This is a genomic window from Tistrella bauzanensis (assembly GCF_014636235.1).
In the GTDB taxonomy this organism is placed as follows: domain Bacteria; phylum Pseudomonadota; class Alphaproteobacteria; order Tistrellales; family Tistrellaceae; genus Tistrella; species Tistrella bauzanensis.
The window spans coordinates 41,187-57,295 of sequence record NZ_BMDZ01000008.1 but is presented as its reverse complement, the minus strand read 5'-3'; the positions used below and the strand labels follow the sequence as shown (position 1 = coordinate 57,295).

At 70.2% G+C, this 16,109-nt stretch carries 16 protein-coding genes; 10 read left to right on the top strand and 6 right to left on the bottom strand.

Annotated elements, in window-relative coordinates:
• Window positions 1-158: 158 nt before the first annotated feature.
• Window positions 159-1,142 carry an HpcH/HpaI aldolase/citrate lyase family protein gene (locus tag IEW15_RS05540; RefSeq protein ID WP_188575764.1) on the bottom strand — a complete coding sequence of 328 codons (984 nt, stop codon included), beginning with the start codon at window positions 1,140-1,142 and terminating at the stop codon, window positions 159-161.
• A gap of 194 nt (window positions 1,143-1,336) precedes the next feature.
• On the opposite strand from IEW15_RS05540, the gene IEW15_RS05535 reads away from it, so the two are divergent.
• From IEW15_RS05535 to IEW15_RS05515, 5 genes are all read left to right on the top strand, one after another.
• Window positions 1,337-2,080, top strand: coding sequence for an IclR family transcriptional regulator (locus tag IEW15_RS05535; RefSeq protein ID WP_229707848.1), 744 nt, complete (start codon window positions 1,337-1,339; stop codon window positions 2,078-2,080).
• A 681-nt stretch (window positions 2,081-2,761) separates the two neighbouring features.
• Window positions 2,762-3,838, top strand: a complete 1,077-nt coding sequence (locus IEW15_RS05530) for a glycosyltransferase (RefSeq protein ID WP_188575760.1) — start codon at window positions 2,762-2,764, stop codon at window positions 3,836-3,838.
• Complete coding sequence (locus IEW15_RS05525) at window positions 3,835-5,016, top strand: hypothetical protein (RefSeq protein ID WP_229707847.1); 1,182 nt, start codon at window positions 3,835-3,837, stop codon at window positions 5,014-5,016. Before IEW15_RS05530 ends, IEW15_RS05525 begins: the two co-directional genes overlap by 4 nt.
• Window positions 5,013-5,807, top strand: coding sequence for a PIG-L deacetylase family protein (locus tag IEW15_RS05520; protein WP_188575758.1), 795 nt, complete (start codon window positions 5,013-5,015; stop codon window positions 5,805-5,807). Before IEW15_RS05525 ends, IEW15_RS05520 begins: the two co-directional genes overlap by 4 nt.
• A complete protein-coding gene (locus tag IEW15_RS05515) occupies window positions 5,804-6,412 on the top strand; it encodes an SAM-dependent methyltransferase (protein WP_188575757.1) in 609 nt (202 codons plus the stop codon). Before IEW15_RS05520 ends, IEW15_RS05515 begins: the two co-directional genes overlap by 4 nt.
• A 31-nt stretch (window positions 6,413-6,443) precedes the next feature.
• Here the strand turns inward: IEW15_RS05515 and IEW15_RS05510 are convergent, their stop codons facing one another.
• The 3 genes from IEW15_RS05510 to IEW15_RS26310 all read right to left on the bottom strand — a co-directional run bounded on the left by IEW15_RS05510 (window position 6,444) and on the right by IEW15_RS26310 (window position 9,635).
• Window positions 6,444-7,472, bottom strand: a complete 1,029-nt coding sequence (locus tag IEW15_RS05510; protein ID WP_188575841.1) for a tyrosine recombinase — start codon at window positions 7,470-7,472, stop codon at window positions 6,444-6,446.
• A 2-nt stretch (window positions 7,473-7,474) separates the two neighbouring features.
• Complete coding sequence (locus tag IEW15_RS05505; protein WP_188575755.1) at window positions 7,475-9,058, bottom strand: hypothetical protein; 1,584 nt, start codon at window positions 9,056-9,058, stop codon at window positions 7,475-7,477.
• Between the two features lie 442 nt (window positions 9,059-9,500).
• A complete protein-coding gene (locus IEW15_RS26310) occupies window positions 9,501-9,635 on the bottom strand; it encodes a hypothetical protein (RefSeq protein ID WP_268237138.1) in 135 nt (44 codons plus the stop codon).
• Window positions 9,636-9,957: 322 nt separating this feature from the next.
• Here IEW15_RS26310 and IEW15_RS05500 point away from each other — a divergent pair, with 322 nt between their 5' ends.
• The 5 genes from IEW15_RS05500 to IEW15_RS05480 all read left to right on the top strand — a co-directional run bounded on the left by IEW15_RS05500 (window position 9,958) and on the right by IEW15_RS05480 (window position 15,118).
• Window positions 9,958-10,752 carry a shikimate kinase gene (locus tag IEW15_RS05500; RefSeq protein ID WP_229707845.1) on the top strand — a complete coding sequence of 265 codons (795 nt, stop codon included), beginning with the start codon at window positions 9,958-9,960 and terminating at the stop codon, window positions 10,750-10,752.
• 58 nt (window positions 10,753-10,810) lie between these two features.
• The gene (gene aroB, locus IEW15_RS05495; protein ID WP_188575753.1) at window positions 10,811-12,046 is read left to right on the top strand and encodes a 3-dehydroquinate synthase; all 1,236 of its coding nucleotides are present in this window, start codon (window positions 10,811-10,813) and stop codon (window positions 12,044-12,046) included.
• Between the two features lie 40 nt (window positions 12,047-12,086).
• Window positions 12,087-13,406 carry an HlyC/CorC family transporter gene (locus tag IEW15_RS05490; RefSeq protein ID WP_188575751.1) on the top strand — a complete coding sequence of 440 codons (1,320 nt, stop codon included), beginning with the start codon at window positions 12,087-12,089 and terminating at the stop codon, window positions 13,404-13,406.
• Between the two features lie 31 nt (window positions 13,407-13,437).
• Complete coding sequence (locus tag IEW15_RS05485; protein WP_188575749.1) at window positions 13,438-14,337, top strand: AEC family transporter; 900 nt, start codon at window positions 13,438-13,440, stop codon at window positions 14,335-14,337.
• 160 nt (window positions 14,338-14,497) lie between these two features.
• Window positions 14,498-15,118, top strand: a complete 621-nt coding sequence (locus tag IEW15_RS05480; RefSeq protein ID WP_188575747.1) for a DUF2889 domain-containing protein — start codon at window positions 14,498-14,500, stop codon at window positions 15,116-15,118.
• On the opposite strand, the gene IEW15_RS05475 is transcribed toward IEW15_RS05480, so the two are convergent.
• Both IEW15_RS05475 and IEW15_RS05470 read right to left on the bottom strand, forming a co-directional pair.
• Window positions 15,081-15,467 carry a ribbon-helix-helix domain-containing protein gene (locus IEW15_RS05475; RefSeq protein WP_188575745.1) on the bottom strand — a complete coding sequence of 129 codons (387 nt, stop codon included), beginning with the start codon at window positions 15,465-15,467 and terminating at the stop codon, window positions 15,081-15,083. The genes IEW15_RS05480 and IEW15_RS05475 overlap by 38 nt on opposite strands.
• Window positions 15,468-15,630: 163 nt before the next feature.
• A complete protein-coding gene (locus IEW15_RS05470; RefSeq protein ID WP_188575743.1) occupies window positions 15,631-15,912 on the bottom strand; it encodes a BolA family protein in 282 nt (93 codons plus the stop codon).
• Window positions 15,913-16,109: the final 197 nt, after the last annotated feature.

Below are 16,109 nucleotides of genomic sequence, written 5' to 3'. Positions count from 1 at the left end.
AGACATGCCCCTTCCGGTTGAACACGGCAAGGGCGCGCCTGCGAAAGACAGGGATATTCCCGATCTTGGGCGGCACCTTAGCCGAAAAAAAACGGCGGTGCCACATCGGCACCGCCATTCTTCAAGCCGCAATCCGCGCGAAACCGCGCCGGTCGCGATCAGCGGCGGCTGATCTGGTCGGCCTTGGCGACGATGCCCTCGGCCTGGCGGATCGAGGCGATGTCGATCAGCTTGCCATCCATGGTCACGGCACCCTTGCCTTCCTTCTGGGCCTGTTCCATCGCCTCAAGGATCCGACGGGCCTTGCTCACATCGGCATCCGACGGCGACATGACCTCGTTGGCCAGGGCAACCTGCGAGGGATGGATCGCCCATTTGCCCTCGCAGCCCAGCGCCGCCGAGCGGTGCGCCTGGGCGCGGAAGCCGTCGCCATCCGAGAAGTCGCCGAACGGGCCGTCGATCGGGCGCAGGCCGTTGGCACGGGCCGCGACCACCATCCGCGACAGGGCGTAATGCCACTGGTCGCCCCAGTGATAATCGCGCGCGCCATCGGCGTTGGCCTCGGTCAGCACGCCGTAATTGGCGTTGGCGCCGCCGATATTGGTGGTGCGGGCGCGGGTCGAGGCGGAATAATCGGCCACGCCGAAATGCAGCGATTCCAGCCGCGGGCTGGCCTTGGCGATCTCGTTGATATTCGCCATGCCAAGCGCGGTCTCGATGATCAGTTCGAAGCCGATGCGGTGCTTGATGCCCTTGGCCTGCTCGATCTGGGTCACCAGCATGTCCAGCGCATAGACATCGCCGGGCGTGCCGATCTTGGGGATCATGATCAGGTCGAGATTGTGACCGGCCTGCTCCACCACATCCACCACGTCGCGGTACATGTAATGGGTGTCGAGGCCGTTGATCCGCACGCTCATCGTCTTGCCGTTGCCGCGCCAGTCGATGTCGTTCAGAGCCTGGATGATGTTCTTGCGGGCCTGCGGCTTGTCGTCGGGGGCGACCGCATCCTCAAGATCCAGGAAGATCACATCGGCGTCGCCCTTGGCGGCCTTCTCGAAGAATTTGGGGCTGGAGCCCGGCACCGCGAGTTCGCTGCGGTTGAGGCGCGGAGTGGCCTCCTTGACGATCGTGAAGCTCATGCTCGCTCTCCGGTGTCTGGGCAGCGCGTGCCGGTTCCGTGGCCGCGCTCTCGGTGTCTCTTGTCGCGGCGCACCATAGCAAACCGCCGCCCTGCCCGCAAGGAAACGGAATGGCTTTCCATTCTATGGAAAATGCCCGGCCGACATGCTATGCAGGGACCATGAGCCAGAATGACACCCCGGACGACATGCCCATGCCCGCCGCCACGGCCGCCACCGGTGCGACCGGATCGGTGCAGGCGGTGACCCGCGCCCTCGACCTGCTCCGGATCCTGGCAGAGACGCCCGGCGGTATCGGGCTGTCGCCGGCCGCGCGCAAGGCGGGGCTCGCCGCATCCACCGCCCACCGGCTGCTGAACACACTGGCCGCGCGCGGCTGGGCCAGCTTCGATGCCCCTCACAATCTGTGGCGGGTGGGGCCTGAAGCCTTCATCACCGGGCAGGCCTTCGACCCGGCGCGGCATCTGGCGGCAGCAGCGCTGCCGGTGATGCAGCGGCTGATGGAACGCTCGGGCGAAACCGTCAATCTCGCGATCCGCGCCGACGATCGCATGTTGTATCTGGCGCAGGTGGAATGCGCCGAGATGATGCGGGCCTTCGCCCGGCCCGGCGCGCGGGTGCCGATGATCTCGACCGGGGTCGGCAAGGCGCTGCTGGCCGCCGGCAGCCGGCCTCTGCCGGTCCAAGCCACGGGCACCGGATCGGAGGGGCTTGCCGCCGAACTGGCGGCCATCGCCGCCCGTGGCTGGGCGCTGGACGACGAGGAACAATCGATCGGTCTGCGCTGCGTGGCCGCCGCGATCTCACCGCCGCGGGGGCTTCAACCCATCGCCGCCCTGTCGATCAGCGGCCCCACCGCCCGGATCTCCGACGACCGGCTCGACGCCCTGGGCCGGATGGTGGTCGACGCCGCCGCCGATATCGGCCGGACGCTCTGACCGCACCGCCCGGATCTCGCGGTCGAAGACCGCAGCCGCATGCCGGTTCAGCAGCACGATAGCGGCCAGCAGGGCCACGGTCAGCGCCGCTGCCGCGATCATGAACAGCATGCCGGGATCGGGGTCGCTCATACCCCCGGCATAGACCAGCACAAAGCCCGGCATCAGGGGCAGCACATACCAGCGCCAGGCGCTGCGCAGCAGGTCGCGCTCGGCCGCGAGCCGTGCCAGCAACGCATCATGCGCGGCCAGCGCCGGGTCCACCCTGCGGGCGGCGCGGCTCTGCCGGTGCAACAGCCCGCCGGCCACCGCCAGTCCCAGCGCCAGCGCGATGAATCCCCAGCCGATCATCCGGTCGGCCGCCGGACGGGCGCTGGTGCCGCCCTGGCTGAGCAGCGCCATGGCACAGGCCGCCAGCAGAAGTGCCGCGGCCCCGCCCGTCAGATATTCGAACCGGTTGCGCTGCCTTGCCGCCCGGTCGACGGCCTCTCTGCGCGTTTCATACGGGGCATGGTCGGTCTCGGACATGGGCCCGATCCTTCTCCTGTCGATCTGTGACCTCTCCTCTCAGGGTGAACAAAACCGGCGCCGAAGAGTTTCCTCAAGCCGGCGTCATCGCCGATACCGCATGCCTGACCCCTCGCCTCAGGGGCGGCCATGACTTTCAGGAGGACGCGCAAGGTGACAGCGGCAGGCCCATGGATCACCGGACGATGGTTGTTCGGCCGCCCCGCGCGGCCCCGTCATGCGATCGCCATTCCGGCGCGCGACGAGGCAGCACAGATCACCGGCTGCCTCGATGCCTGCCGTGTCGCGCTGGACGCCACCGGTGGCGGGGGCGTCATCCTGCTTCTGGTCAACAACGCCACCGACGACACCGTGGCGCGCGCCACCGCCTGGGCACGCGGGCTGCCCCGCAACGGCCCGGCGCTCGATCTGGTCGATGTCTCGCTACCGCCGGCCCATGCCCATGCCGGTGGGGCGCGGCGGCTGGCGATGGATCTGGCGCGCGCCCACCTTTCGGCCGACGGGGTGCTGGCCACCACCGATGCCGACACCCGCCCGGCACCCGACTGGCTGACAGCCACCCGCCACGCGCTTGATGCCGGCGCCGCGCTGGTCTGCGGCCGGCTGCAATTCGATGCCGCCGAATGGGCGGCGCTGCCTGCGGCGGTGCGCCGGCGGGCCGTGGTGGAAGGCCAGTACCGGCGGTTGTCGCTGCGCATCGCCACGGCCATCGATCCCGATCCGGCCGATCCCTGGCCACATCACGGCATGGCCTGTGGCGCCAGTCTGGCGATGCGGGGGCGTCATTACGACCGGGTCGGCGGCCTGCCGGCGGTGCCCTGGGCCGAAGATCGCGCCCTGGCCCGGCGCATGGCCGCCCATGACCTGCCGGTGCGCCATGCCGACCGGGTGCGGGTCATCACGTCATGCCGCATGGCCGGACGGGCGGCGGGCGGCCTGGCGGCAACGCTGGCCGCACCGCTCACTCAGCCCGACCCGCTGTCGGACGAGGATTTCGCCCCACCCGCCATCCTGCTGCGCCGGGTGTCGATGCGGGCGATCCTGCGCCGCCATTGGGGACAGCGGCCGGGCTTCGGCGCCGCCTGGGCGGCGCTGGACGCGGCGAGCCCGGCGCTGCGCCATCCCCGGATGCGCTGGAGCACGGTTCAGGCCCATCTGCCACAGCTTGCCCAGTTCGCGTCCCTGGTCTGCGGCCACAGCCGGCTTCCGGCCCGGCGGTTGGCGTCATGATCGCGGCACCCGTCCCGACGGCGCTGGACGCGGCGCTTACCGCCATCGCCGCGCGTGCCGCCGATGCCGATGCCGGCACCGCGGGGCTCGGCCCCGATATCGACCGGCTGGCCGCCGCCGGCGTGTTGCGCAGCCCCCTGCCCGTCGATCAGGGGGGCCGCGCCCTGGGCCTAGGGCAGACGGCCGCCGGCACAGTCGAGGCGGTGGACGTGCTGCGCCGCATCGGCCGGGCCAGTCTGCCGGTGGCGCGTCTGGTCGAAGGCCACATGAACGCCGTGAAGCTGGTCGCGCTCTATGGTGATGCCCCGATGATCGGGCGCGTGTCGGCCGCGGTGCGCGATGGCTGCCTGATGGGGGTCTGGGCGGCGGATGATGCCACGCCGTTGACTGGCACCGTCGGCGTGACTGGCACCGTCGGCGCGGATGGCCGTGTCACCCTCACCGGCGGCAAGCGCTTCGCGTCGGGGCTGGGGCTGGTCGGGCTGGCAGTGGTCAGCCTGCGGCCGGCGGACGGCCCCACGCCCGACGCAGCCGCCCCCGAGGCCGCCGCCCCCCGTCTGGCGGTGGTCGACGTCACCGATCCTGCGCGGCACGATCCCGGCGCCTGGACGGCCGCCGGCATGCGCGCCACCGTCTCGGGCCGCATCGATCTGGGCGGGGTCACGCTGGGCGCGGACGACCTGCTGGGCGCCCCCGGCGCCTATGGCCGCGAACCGCATTTCGAGGGCGGGATCTGGCGCTATTGTGCCGCCCATATCGGTGGCGCCGAGGCGCTGATCAGCGTCTGGCACGACCGGCTGGCGGCGGCAGGCCGCCTGGACGATCCGCTGCAACTCACCCGGTTCGCCCGCGCCGTGGCGCTGTGTCGGGCATCGCTTGCCACTGTCCGCGAGGCTGCGATCGCGGCCGAGGCCGCGGCCGGCGGCCCGGTCGCGGTCGTCGACCATGCGGTGGCCGGCTGCCTGCTCGCCCGCCAGACGGTCGAGGAGATGTGCGTGGCGGTGCTGGCGCTGGCCGAGACATCGCTGGGCATGCAGGCCCATGATCGGGGCAGCGATATCGAACGGCTGCGCCGCGACCTGTCGCTGTTCATCCGTCAGGCAGCGCCGGATGCCAAGCTGCTGGCGGCGGGCCGGATCCTTGCCGCCCGCGCCGCCGATGGCCGGGGCCTGTGGTGACGGCGCGGTCCACGGACAGCGGGGTAACACCCTTTGCTCAGGGCCATCTGCTGCGCGCGGCGCCGGCGGCACCGATGATCCATATCGACCGGTTGACCGATGGCGGGCCGGTGCTGGTGCTGACCCCGCACCCGGATGACGAGTCGCTGGGCTGTGGCGCCGCCATCGCCGCCGCCAGCCGGCGGGGTGTGGCGGTGACTGTGGCCGTGGTCACCGATGGCCGGGGATCTCATCCCGACGCGCCCGGCTTTCCGCCGGAACGGCTGGTGGCGCTGCGGCTGCGTGAACTGCGCAAGGCGGTGGCGACACTCACCGGCAGCCGTCTGCGGGCGCCCGCGCGCGTGGTCGCGCTGGGCGAACGCGATCAGGGGATCCCCCTCGGTGATGCGGCGGCACAGGCACTGCACGACCGCATCGGCGTCTTGATCGACCAGACGGGCGCGCGGGCCGTGTGGACAACCTGGGCGGGCGACCCTCATATCGACCATCAGCGGGTGGCGGCGATCGCGCGCAGACTTGCCGCCGCGCGGCCGGGGCTGCGGCTCTGGCAGTTCCCGGTCTGGGGCCGGTTCACGGAAACCGTCCCGGGTCCGCATGATCGGCTATACCGCTTCCACACCACCGCGCTGCGGCGGGTGAAGGCCCGGGCCGTGATGTGCCACCGCTCGCAGATGACCCGTCTGATCACCGGCGACCCGCAGGGCTTCGTGATGGATGCGGCCACCCGGCACCACTTCATCGACACGCCCGAACTGTTCATCGGCACCCGGTTCATTGGCAGCCGGCCATGACCGACGATGGCAACCTCACCCGCGCCGCCCGCTTCGACCGGCTGTACGGCCGCGATCCCGATCCGTGGCAGGTGGCAACCTCGCCCTATGAGCGAGCCAAATATCAGGCGACGCTGGACGCCCTGCCCCGGCAGCATTACCGCCTGGGCATCGAGGCCGGATGTTCGATCGGCGCCCTGTCGGCTCGGCTTGCCGGGCGCTGCGACCGGCTGATCGGCCTGGATGTCTCCGAGGTCGCATTGCGGCTCGCGCGCCGGCATCACGGCGCCGATCCGCGCCTGCGCTTCCAGCGGGCCGACCTGCCCCGCGACTGGCCACAACGCGCCGCCGAGCTGATCGTGCTGTCCGAGGTGCTGTATTATCTGGACCGGGCCGAGATCACGCAGCTCGCCGGCCACATCGCCCGATCCGCGCCGCACAGCGATTGCGTGCTGGTCAATTATCTGGGCCCGATCCCCGACGGCCTGCCCGGCGCCGAGGCGGCGGCGGCCTTCATCGATGCCATCACCGGCAAGATCGCCGTGCAGAACCTCGACGCCCGGCCGGGCAACGGCTATCGCATCGACATCATCCGTCTGGGGGCGCCCTCACCCGGCGACCCGTAATGGCCTGCCGCCCGCCCTTACCCGCCCGTCCTTACCCGCCCGGGCGGCCCGCGCCCGCCAGCGGATGGGCGCGCTCGATCGCCCGGCGCAGATCGGCATCCAGAACATGGGTATAGATCTGGGTGGTGGTGATGTCGGCATGGCCCAGCAATTGCTGCACCACCCGCAGATCGGCGCCGCCGCTCAACAGATGGCTGGCAAAGGCGTGGCGCAGGACATGCGGCGACACCCGCTCGGGCGCGATGCCGGCATCCAGCGCCAGCGCCTTCAGCAACTGGCCGATCCGCTGCCGGGTCAGGTGCCCCTCGGCGGCGCGGGACGGGAACAGAAAGCTCTGGGCCTTGCGATCGGCGGGCAGAAACACGCCACGCACCGCCAGATAGGCCGCCGCCGCCGCACGGGCCGGCGCGCCCAGCGGCACGATCCGGTCGCGCCCGCCCTTGCCGCGCACCATCAGCACCCGCGGGTCGCGGATCAGGGCAGCGGCCGGCAGCGTCACCAGTTCCGACACCCGCAGGCCGGTGGCATAGAGCAGTTCCACGATCGCGGCCAGCCGGCGGCCTTCCGGGCCTTCCATGGCATGGGCGGCATTGATCAGCCGGTCGACATCGTCTTCCGACAGCATCCGTGGCAGCGGCCGGTGGCGGCGTGGCGCGTCCAGCCGGTCGGTCGGCTGGTCGGGTCTGCGGCCATCGCTGACCATGAACCGGAAGAACCGCCGCAGCGCCGATAGCCGCCGCGCCTGGGTCCAGGGCGCCAGACCGCGCGCTTCCAGCGCCGCCAGATAGCGTGACAGCCCGTCGGCGCCGGCGGTGGCAAGCCCCCCTTCGGGTTTCAGGGTGATCGCGGCATCGGCCAGATCGGTCGCATAGGCGATCAGCGTATTGTCGGCGACGCCGCCTTCCGCGCCCAGCATTTCAAGAAAGGCCTCGATCCGCAGCCGGTCGGCGGCCAGCGGCGCAGGCTTCTCTGTGGGGGAAGGCTCTGTGGGGGGAGGCTCTGTGGGGGGAGGGCCGTCCGATGGAACGGGGCCCTCCGGGCCGTCATCCGGCGCCTGCATGCTCATACCCCCGGCGCCAGGCCCGATATGGCGCCGGCCGCAATCATCATCTCCACCGCCAGCCGGCGGGCCTCGGTATCCAGCCCCGCCAGCCGCAGGCCTTCCAGCCCGCCAGCGATACCGATGGCGCCGGCCTCGGGCCGCGCTTCCAGCAGCATCAGCGCCAGGGCGGCGGTTTCGCCCAGCCGGCCGCCATCGGCCGCGGCACGCAGCGCGAACCACACCGCCGGCACGGGGGTCATCGCACCCTCGATCACCCCGGCATCAGGGGCCGGCAGCGGCAAGGCCTCGGGTGCGAACAAGCCGATGGCCGCGGTCGCGACCTCGCGCGCCGGCCCGGCCAGACCGCCAAGCCAGGGGCCCATGTCCAGGCGGGAAACATCCACCCCCAGCACGGCGCCGGCATCCTCGAAGGCCACCAAGGCCAGCGCGGTGAACTCGCCATCATCGGTCAGCGCCGCCGTCAGCGCCGCCGGCCGGTCTTCCGCCGCCCCCAGCATCGCGGCCGCTGCATCGACCGCGCCTCCCGCCAGCGCCAGCCGTGCGGCGTCGATCCGGCTGTCGGGGTCGAGCCTGCGGATCACCGCCGGGTCCAGCAGCGGCGCCGTCGCGCCGGCGGCGGCGGCGGTCAGCAGCGGATCGGCACCGGCGGCGGCACGCACCAGCGTGGCGATGCCGAACAGTCGCGCCGCCGGGTTGCGCTCAGCGGCGGCGGCGGCGAACTGCCGCGCCCGGAGCCGTTCAGGCCGCGCCTCGCCGGCACGGGCCGCACCCGACAGGGCGGCACTGCGTTCGGCCGCAGCCGCCGCGAGCCATCCGCCGGCCAGCCGCTCAGGCGCGATCAACCCGCGCGTCGCCGCCGCCTCGATCAGCACCAGCCGGTGGAAGGGCGATACCGTCCCGGCGCCGGCCAACCGCAACAGACCGGCATCATCCAGCCCCGCCGCCAGTGCGGCAACGCCGTCGGCCGACGCATCGGCGCTGATCCCGCGCCGGGCCAGCACAGCCAGATCCGCCGGGGTCAGCATCGCCGGGTCAAGATCGTCGATCACGACCGGGCCGGCCGTGACGGCCGCCCGCGCAACCACGCCCGATATGGCACCCGCGGCCGACACCAGCCCGGCCGGCAGGGCAGCATCACCCGCCGACAGCAGGTGACAGGCCAGCACGGCCGCCTCCGCATCGGAAGCCGGTGGCGTGCGCCGGGTCTCGGCCGCCGTCGATATGGCGATCGCGCCGCCGGCTGCGGTCGCAGGCAGCACCGGCGCACAGGCCCGCGCCTCGTCGCCCGCCAGCAGCAGGGCGCCATCGGGGGGCGGATGGCCGGCCGCATCGGCCACAGCCACCGCCGCGCGCGCATCTCCCAGGGCCAGCAGAGCGGCGGCGCGGCGGTCGGCGAACCGGCCGGCATCTGCCCCGGCCGGGGCCGGCCCCTCCGTCGCCAGCAGATCGCGCAGCACCCCGCGCGCCGTGGCCCAGGGCGCCTGACCGGTCAGCCCCGCCAGCGCGACATCGATCCGCGCGGCAGTGCTGCCCTGCCACAGATCGGCCGGCACCGGATCGCCATCATCATCACCATCCGGCACCGTTTCGGTCGCAACCGGCGCGGCGGGCGCAGCGGGAGGCGCCGGGGGTGGCGGAAGCGGTGGCGGTGGCGGTGGCGGTGGCGGAGGTGGCGGTGGAGGCGGTGGAAGAGGCGGTGCAGCCGGTCGCGCCGGCGGCGGCGTGGCAAGCACGCGCGGCGGGGTCACCGGCGGCGGTGTCGCGACCGGAGCTCCCGACAGGGCAGGCGGGCGCACCTGCACCGATGGTGCCGGCAAAATCGCGCGCGAGGGCGGCGCCGACCGCCCGTCGGCTGCCGGTTCATCCGCGGGCGCGTCCGGCACCAGACGCAGAGGCTGCGCCGCAACAGGCATCGCCGCCAGCACGCCCCCGGCCATCCCCCCACCGGCCATCAACAGGGCCAGGATCACATGCAGGGGCCGCCCGGCCGGGTTCAGCGGCGGGCGGTGGCGGGGATGGCGCCGGTCAGCGGACAAGCTTGTCATTGGGCACGACCTTCTCGACCGAGCGCACCGGCGCCGGCATGTCGAAGGTCATGAGGAAGGCGCCGCCACCCAGGATGGCGACGAGAAGCAGGATCAGAATGAAGCGGATCAGCACGCCTGGCGCCTCGCATCGGGGGGGAAGTGGGACCGCCGGGGATCGTCTCCCCGGCCTCCGCGATTGCCGCGACGGCCGGACCTGTGCTTTATTTCCAGCCTGGCCGCGTGTCACCGCGCGTTCCGCAGCCTATCGGTTCGCCATCCGGGTTTCAACTCGACACCGGAGGGCCGTGGCCGGTCGTGCTGTGGCATCGCCTCCGCCTGCCGGCATCCCCACCCTGTCCGCCGGTGGGGCGCTTCGTCGGCATCCTGCCGTTCCGCCGCCGTCAGCCTTCCAGAACGGGCGCGGCCCCGCCCCTGATTGAACCCGGTTCGACATCTTGACCGACGATAGCAGCCAGCCAAGCCACAGCCCCGCCACCGCGGACGACGACGTCACCCCGGATGACGATGCCGATCTGGATGACGATGCCAATCCGGATGACGATGCCAATCCGGATGACCGTGACGCCACGCCGACCGGGTCGGGCAACCCCGGACGCGCCGGCAGGCCGGTCTTCGACCGCCGGCTGATCAACCGGTCCATCGTTCTGGTCGGCCTGATGGGGGTCGGCAAAAGCAGTGTCGGCCGCCGGTTGGCCCAGCGACTGGGCATCGATTTCGTCGATGCCGACACGGAAATCGAAAAGGCGGCCGGGCTGCCGATCCCCGAGATCTTCAGGCTGTATGGCGAAGCCGAATTCCGCCGCGGGGAACGCCGCGTGCTGGCCCGGCTGCTGGATGAAAAGCCGCGGATCGTCGCCACCGGCGGCGGGGCCTTCATGGACGAGGAAACCCGCGCCCGCATCGCCGCCGATGGCGTGTCGATCTGGCTGCGCGCGGATGTGGCGGTGATCGCCAGACGGGTGATGAAACGCCGCCACACCCGGCCATTGATCGCTGAAGGCGACGCCATGGCGACTCTGGAACGGCTGGTGGCCGAACGCCATCCGGTCTATGCCACGGCGGACCTGTCGATCGACAGCACCGACGCACCGCATGAGGTGGCGGTGGATGCCATCATCGCCCTGCTGTCCAGGACCTGGCCGGCCCTGACCGCCACCAAACGTCCCCGCCCGCAGGGGGGCGCCGCCAGCACCACCTCTCCCGATACCGATCCGGCGGCGCCGCAATGATCCCCGGCCCGACCACCATCCCCGCCTTCACCCCGCGACCCCGGAGCCAGATCCGCCGATGACCGCCGCCGCATCCGCCATCGCCTCTCTGCCACCCACCGGTGATCTGGTCACGATCCCCGGCATCGCCGCGCCGGCGCGGCGGGTGCATGTGCCGCTGGGCGACCGCGCCTATGACATCATGGTCGGCGGCGGCGTGCTGGCCGCGACCGGCCGGCTGGTGCGCGATCTGACCGGCGCCCGCCGCGCCGCGGTGGTGACCGACGAGACGGTGGCCACCCATCATCTGGCCCGCTTGCGCACCGCCCTCGACGATGCCGGCATCGACCATCAGGCGATCATCCTGCCGCCGGGCGAGGGCACCAAACGGTTCGGCGAGCTGGAACGCCTGCTGGACCGGCTGCTGGCAAGCGGCATCGAGCGTGGCCAGCCGGTGATCGCGCTGGGTGGCGGCGTGGTTGGCGACCTGTCGGGCTTCGCCGCCGCCGTGCTGCGCCGCGGCACCTGCTTCGTACAGGTGCCGACCACCCTGCTGGCCCAGGTCGACAGCTCGGTCGGCGGCAAGACCGGCATCAATACCCCCCATGGCAAGAACCTGATCGGCGCCTTCCATCAGCCGGCGGTGGTGATTGCCGATACCGATCTTCTGTCCACCCTGCCCGCCCGCGAACTCCGCGCCGGTTATGCCGAGGTGGTGAAATACGGCGCCATCGACGATGCGCCGTTCTTCGACTGGCTTGAGACCCGGGGCACCGAGGTGCTGAGCACGGCCGGCGGCGCCCGCGATCAGGCGGTCGCCCGGTCCTGCGCCGCCAAGGCGCGGATCGTCGCCGCCGACGAAACCGAAACCGGCCAGCGCGCCCTGCTCAATCTGGGGCACACCTTCGGCCATGCCTTCGAGGCGGTCGCCGGCTATGACGGCCGGCTGCTGCATGGCGAGGCGGTGGCCATCGGCATGGTTCTGGCCTTCCGGCTGTCGGTGCGCCGGGGCCTGTGCCCGGCAGCCGATCTGGAGCGGCTGACCCGGCATCTGGCCGCCGCCGGCCTGCCGGTCCGCCCGCGGGACGTCACCGGGGTGACCTGGACGGTCGACGGGCTGATGGCCCCCATCGCCCAGGACAAGAAGGCTCGCGAAGGCCGTGTGCGCTATATTCTGGCACGCGGCATCGGCCGGAGCTTCATCGCCGACGATGTGGCGCCGGCCGAGGTCGCGACCCTGATCGGCGATGTGCTGGCCGGCCGCACGGACGCAGACACGTCAGACGCCAGCCCCCAGATAGTGTCGGCCGGATGATCCGGCCGATGTTCCGACCGGGAGAGAGACCCACCCGCCGATGACCGCCGAACTCTGGCTGTCCCTGCTCGCCATCCTGGTTCTGATCGCCGCATCGGCGTTCTTTTCCAGCAGCGAGACCGCGCTGACCGCAGCCTCGCGCACCCGCATGCACCAACGGGCCGATGAGGGCGATATCCGCGCCCGCCGCGTCGAGGCCCTGACCGCGAAACGCGAAACGCTGATCGGGTCGATCCTGCTCGGCAACAACGCCGTCAACATCCTGGCCTCGTCTCTGGCCACCAGCGCCCTGATCACCCTGTTCGGCGATGCCGGCGTCGCCATCGCCACGCTGGGCATGACCCTGCTGCTGCTGATCTTCGCCGAGATCCTGCCCAAGACCATCGCGCTGCACTATCCCGACCGTCTGGCCCTGACCTTGTCGGGACCGCTGACGATGACCGTGCGGGTGCTGGGGCCGTTCTCACGGGTGATCGGCCTGCTGGTGCGCGGCATCGCGCGGATCTTCGGCATCCGGCTCGACAACGACAAGATGATGGTGTCGGCCGATGATCTGCGCGGCGCGATCCGGATGTATGACGACCCCGAGGCCACCGATGCCGAGACCCGCACCGAAAAGGAAATGCTGGCGAGCATCCTGGATCTGGCCGACCTGACCGTGGGCGAGATCATGGTGCATCGCCGCCAGATGACCACGATCGATGCCGATCTGGCACCGTCGGCCATCCTTTCCCAGGTGACAACAAGCCCCCATACCCGGCTGCCGATGTGGCGCGGCGAGCCCGACAACATCGTGGGCGTGCTGCATGCCAAGGACATGCTGCGGGCCTTGACCCAGGCCGGGGGCGACCCAGCGCGGATCGACGTGGCGAGCCTTGCCCGCACACCCTGGTTCATTCCCGACAGCACCACCCTGCACGACCAGTTGCACGCCTTCCGCCAGCGCCATGCCCATTTCGCGCTGGTGATCGACGAATACGGCACCATCCAGGGGCTGGTGACGCTGGAAGACATCCTGGAAGAGATCGTGGGCGAGATCGTCGACGAGCATGACATCGCGATCGAGGGGCTGGAGCGCCAGCCCGATGACAGCCTGCTGGTCGACGGTACGGTGACCATCCGCGACATCAACCGCGAGACCGGCTGGCGCCTGCCCGATGACGAGGCCGCCACCATCGCCGGGCTGATCATTCACGAGGCCATGCTGATCCCCGAGGTCGGCCAGCGCTTCCGCATCGCCGGCATCGAGGCCGAGGTGCTGCGCCGGCACCGCAACCGGATCACCAAGCTGCGCCTGCACGCGGCCGATGAAACCGCCCTTGCCCAGCGTCCCGCCGGCCGGCATCCCGACCGGTCATGACCACACCCGATCAGCGACAGCGAGGCCCTGGATGATCGGCGAACTGCTGACGATCATCGCCCCTATCCTGATCTGCGCCGCCATCGGCTTCAGCTGGATCCGGGTGTTCAAACAGCCATACGACACCGGCTTCATCACCAATCTGGTGACCAATGTCGGCGTGCCGTCGCTGATCTTCTCAAGCCTCACCAACGGCACCATCGCGCCCGACGCCTTCGGGGCCTTCGCGCTGGCGGCGGCCTTGACCATGGTCGGCATGGGGCTGCTGGCCTGGCCGATCCTGCGCATGGCCGGCCTGCCCTGGCGGACCTATCTGACGCCGATGATCTATGGCAATGCCGGTAATATGGGGCTGCCGCTGTGCCTGTTCGCCTTCGGCAAGGAAGGCCTGGGCTTCGCCATCGGCTTCTTCGCGGTCTCGGCCGTGTCCCAGTTCACCATCGGCGCCTGGGTGCTGTCGGGCCAGAGCGCCGGGCGCTTCCTGCTGCGCCAGCCGGCGCCCTGGTCGGTGGTGGTGGCGCTGATCTTCGTGCTGGGCGAGTTGCACGCGCCGCTGTTCCTGGCCAACACCACCCATCTGATCGGCGGCTTCACCATTCCCCTGATGCTGATCACGCTGGGTGTCAGCCTGGCGCGGATGAAGGCGACCCGGCCGCTGGGCACGCTGGGCCTGGCAGTGCTGCGCAGCGGCGGCGGCTTCCTGATCGCCCTGTTTCTGGGCCGGGTGGTGTTCGGCTTCGAGGGCGTGGCGCTGGGCGTGCTGCTGGTCGAGGCATCGATGCCGGTGGCGGTGTTCAATTATCTGTTCGCCCAGCGCTATAACCGGTCACCTGAGGATATTGCCTCGCTTGTGGTGACCTCCACCCTTCTGGCCTTCCTGTTTCTGCCCGGCTTGCTGTGGGTCGCGATACATCTCTCAGGTGGTGGCTGAACCGATCTTTTCGCACCTGCGTTGCAACGGATGACGAACGCGGCGACAACACCTATACTCCGGCCGAGATAGATCTGGGTCGAACGTTTGTCTCAGGCTCCCGTCGGACATCCCGTGTTTCCGCGCCAAATCCCGGCACTGTTCAGGAGACCCCACCCTCATGCCGCTGTCAGCGCCAGCATCCCGCCAGCACATCCATACCCGCCAGATCGACCTTCGCGGTTATGAACGCGACGATGGCCTGTGGGATATCGAAGCCCATCTGACCGACGTAAAGACCTATCCGATCGACAATCGCTGGCGCGGCCAGCTCGATCCCGGCACACCCATCCATGACATGTGGGTGCGGCTGACCATCGACATCGGGTTCGAGATCAAGGCGATCGAGGCTGTGATGGACAGCACGCCCTATTCGATCTGCGGCGATATCGCCGCGAATTTCCAGAAACTGGTCGGGCTGAAGATCGTGCCGGGCTGGACCAAGGCGATCCGCGCCCGCGTGGGCGGGGTGCATGGCTGCACCCATCTGGTCGAGCTGATGCGCCCGCTCGGCACCGTGGCCTTCCAGACCCTGTATCCGGCACTGGAACGCAAGCGTCGCCAGGCCGATGCCCAGCTCGCCGATGCCCAACGCGCCGATGCCAACACGCAGGATGCGGCGTCGGCCACACCACGGCAGCCGACGCCGAAACCACCTGCACATCTGAACACCTGCTACGCGCTCAATGCCAATGGCGAGGTTGTCAGGCAGCATTATCCTGAGTGGTATACGGGCGGCTGACCGGCTGGGCCGCGCGGTCTTCGCCGCCACGGCCGGTGGCCAGACGCTCCAGACGGCGCTGGATCGCGCTGCGATCGGCGCGGCCCGGACGCAGCGCCTTGCCGTGACCGGAACGGGCATGGCCCTGCTCGGTCGCGGCGGCGCGATAGTAGTTCATGATGAACACCCGGATCGCCGCGGTCAGGGTCGACTCACGACGTGTGCTGTTGACCATGGTCGCCAGCTCGTGGATCCGGCAGCCTTCACGCTGACAGATTTCGGTCAGCGCATCCCACATATCGGCTTCCAGCCGGATGCTGGTCCGGCGGCCATCGACCACGACATTGCGATTGATCAGTGAACTGGACATTGTGCCTATCGCCCCCCTTCGGTCCGGCCCCCCGGCCGGCTGTTCCCCCGACGACACCCTTGCGCGATAACCTGCTTATTTTTTTATTTAAGGTTGTATTAACACAACCCGAACGCGTTTCAAAGGGCAATCGCATGCCGCTGTGCCGCGGGCCGGCGTATTTTCAACCCACGCGCCGCGCTTCCTCCGGCGTTCTCGTCGACAGCGCAAGTGCATGAACGCGATCGGCAAGTTCCTCAGCCAGCACCTGATAGACCCGCCTCTGACGCGCGACGCGGGTCTCGCCCTCGAATGCGGCAGCGACGATATCGACCCGGAAATGGGTTTCGCCGCCTGGGCGATGCCCCGCATGGCCAGCATGCTGGTCGCTCTCGTCGACGATCTCCAGCCGCTCGGGCGCGAATGCCTGGGCGAGCTTGCTTTCGATCCGCTGCTTCATGGTCATTTTGGTACAGGCCTCCGTATTCCTGGGATCATATCCCGATGATACCCCATTTGGCTATGCCGCGCGCGGTTTGCGCGAAACCCCAAGCCTATTGCGCGCACCGCCCCGGCCTGCCTCTCCCCTGAGTATCAATGCGGGACAATTTGTGCCATATCGGGACAAGCGTTTCACGATCAAACAGCTTGGCGAACACAGCC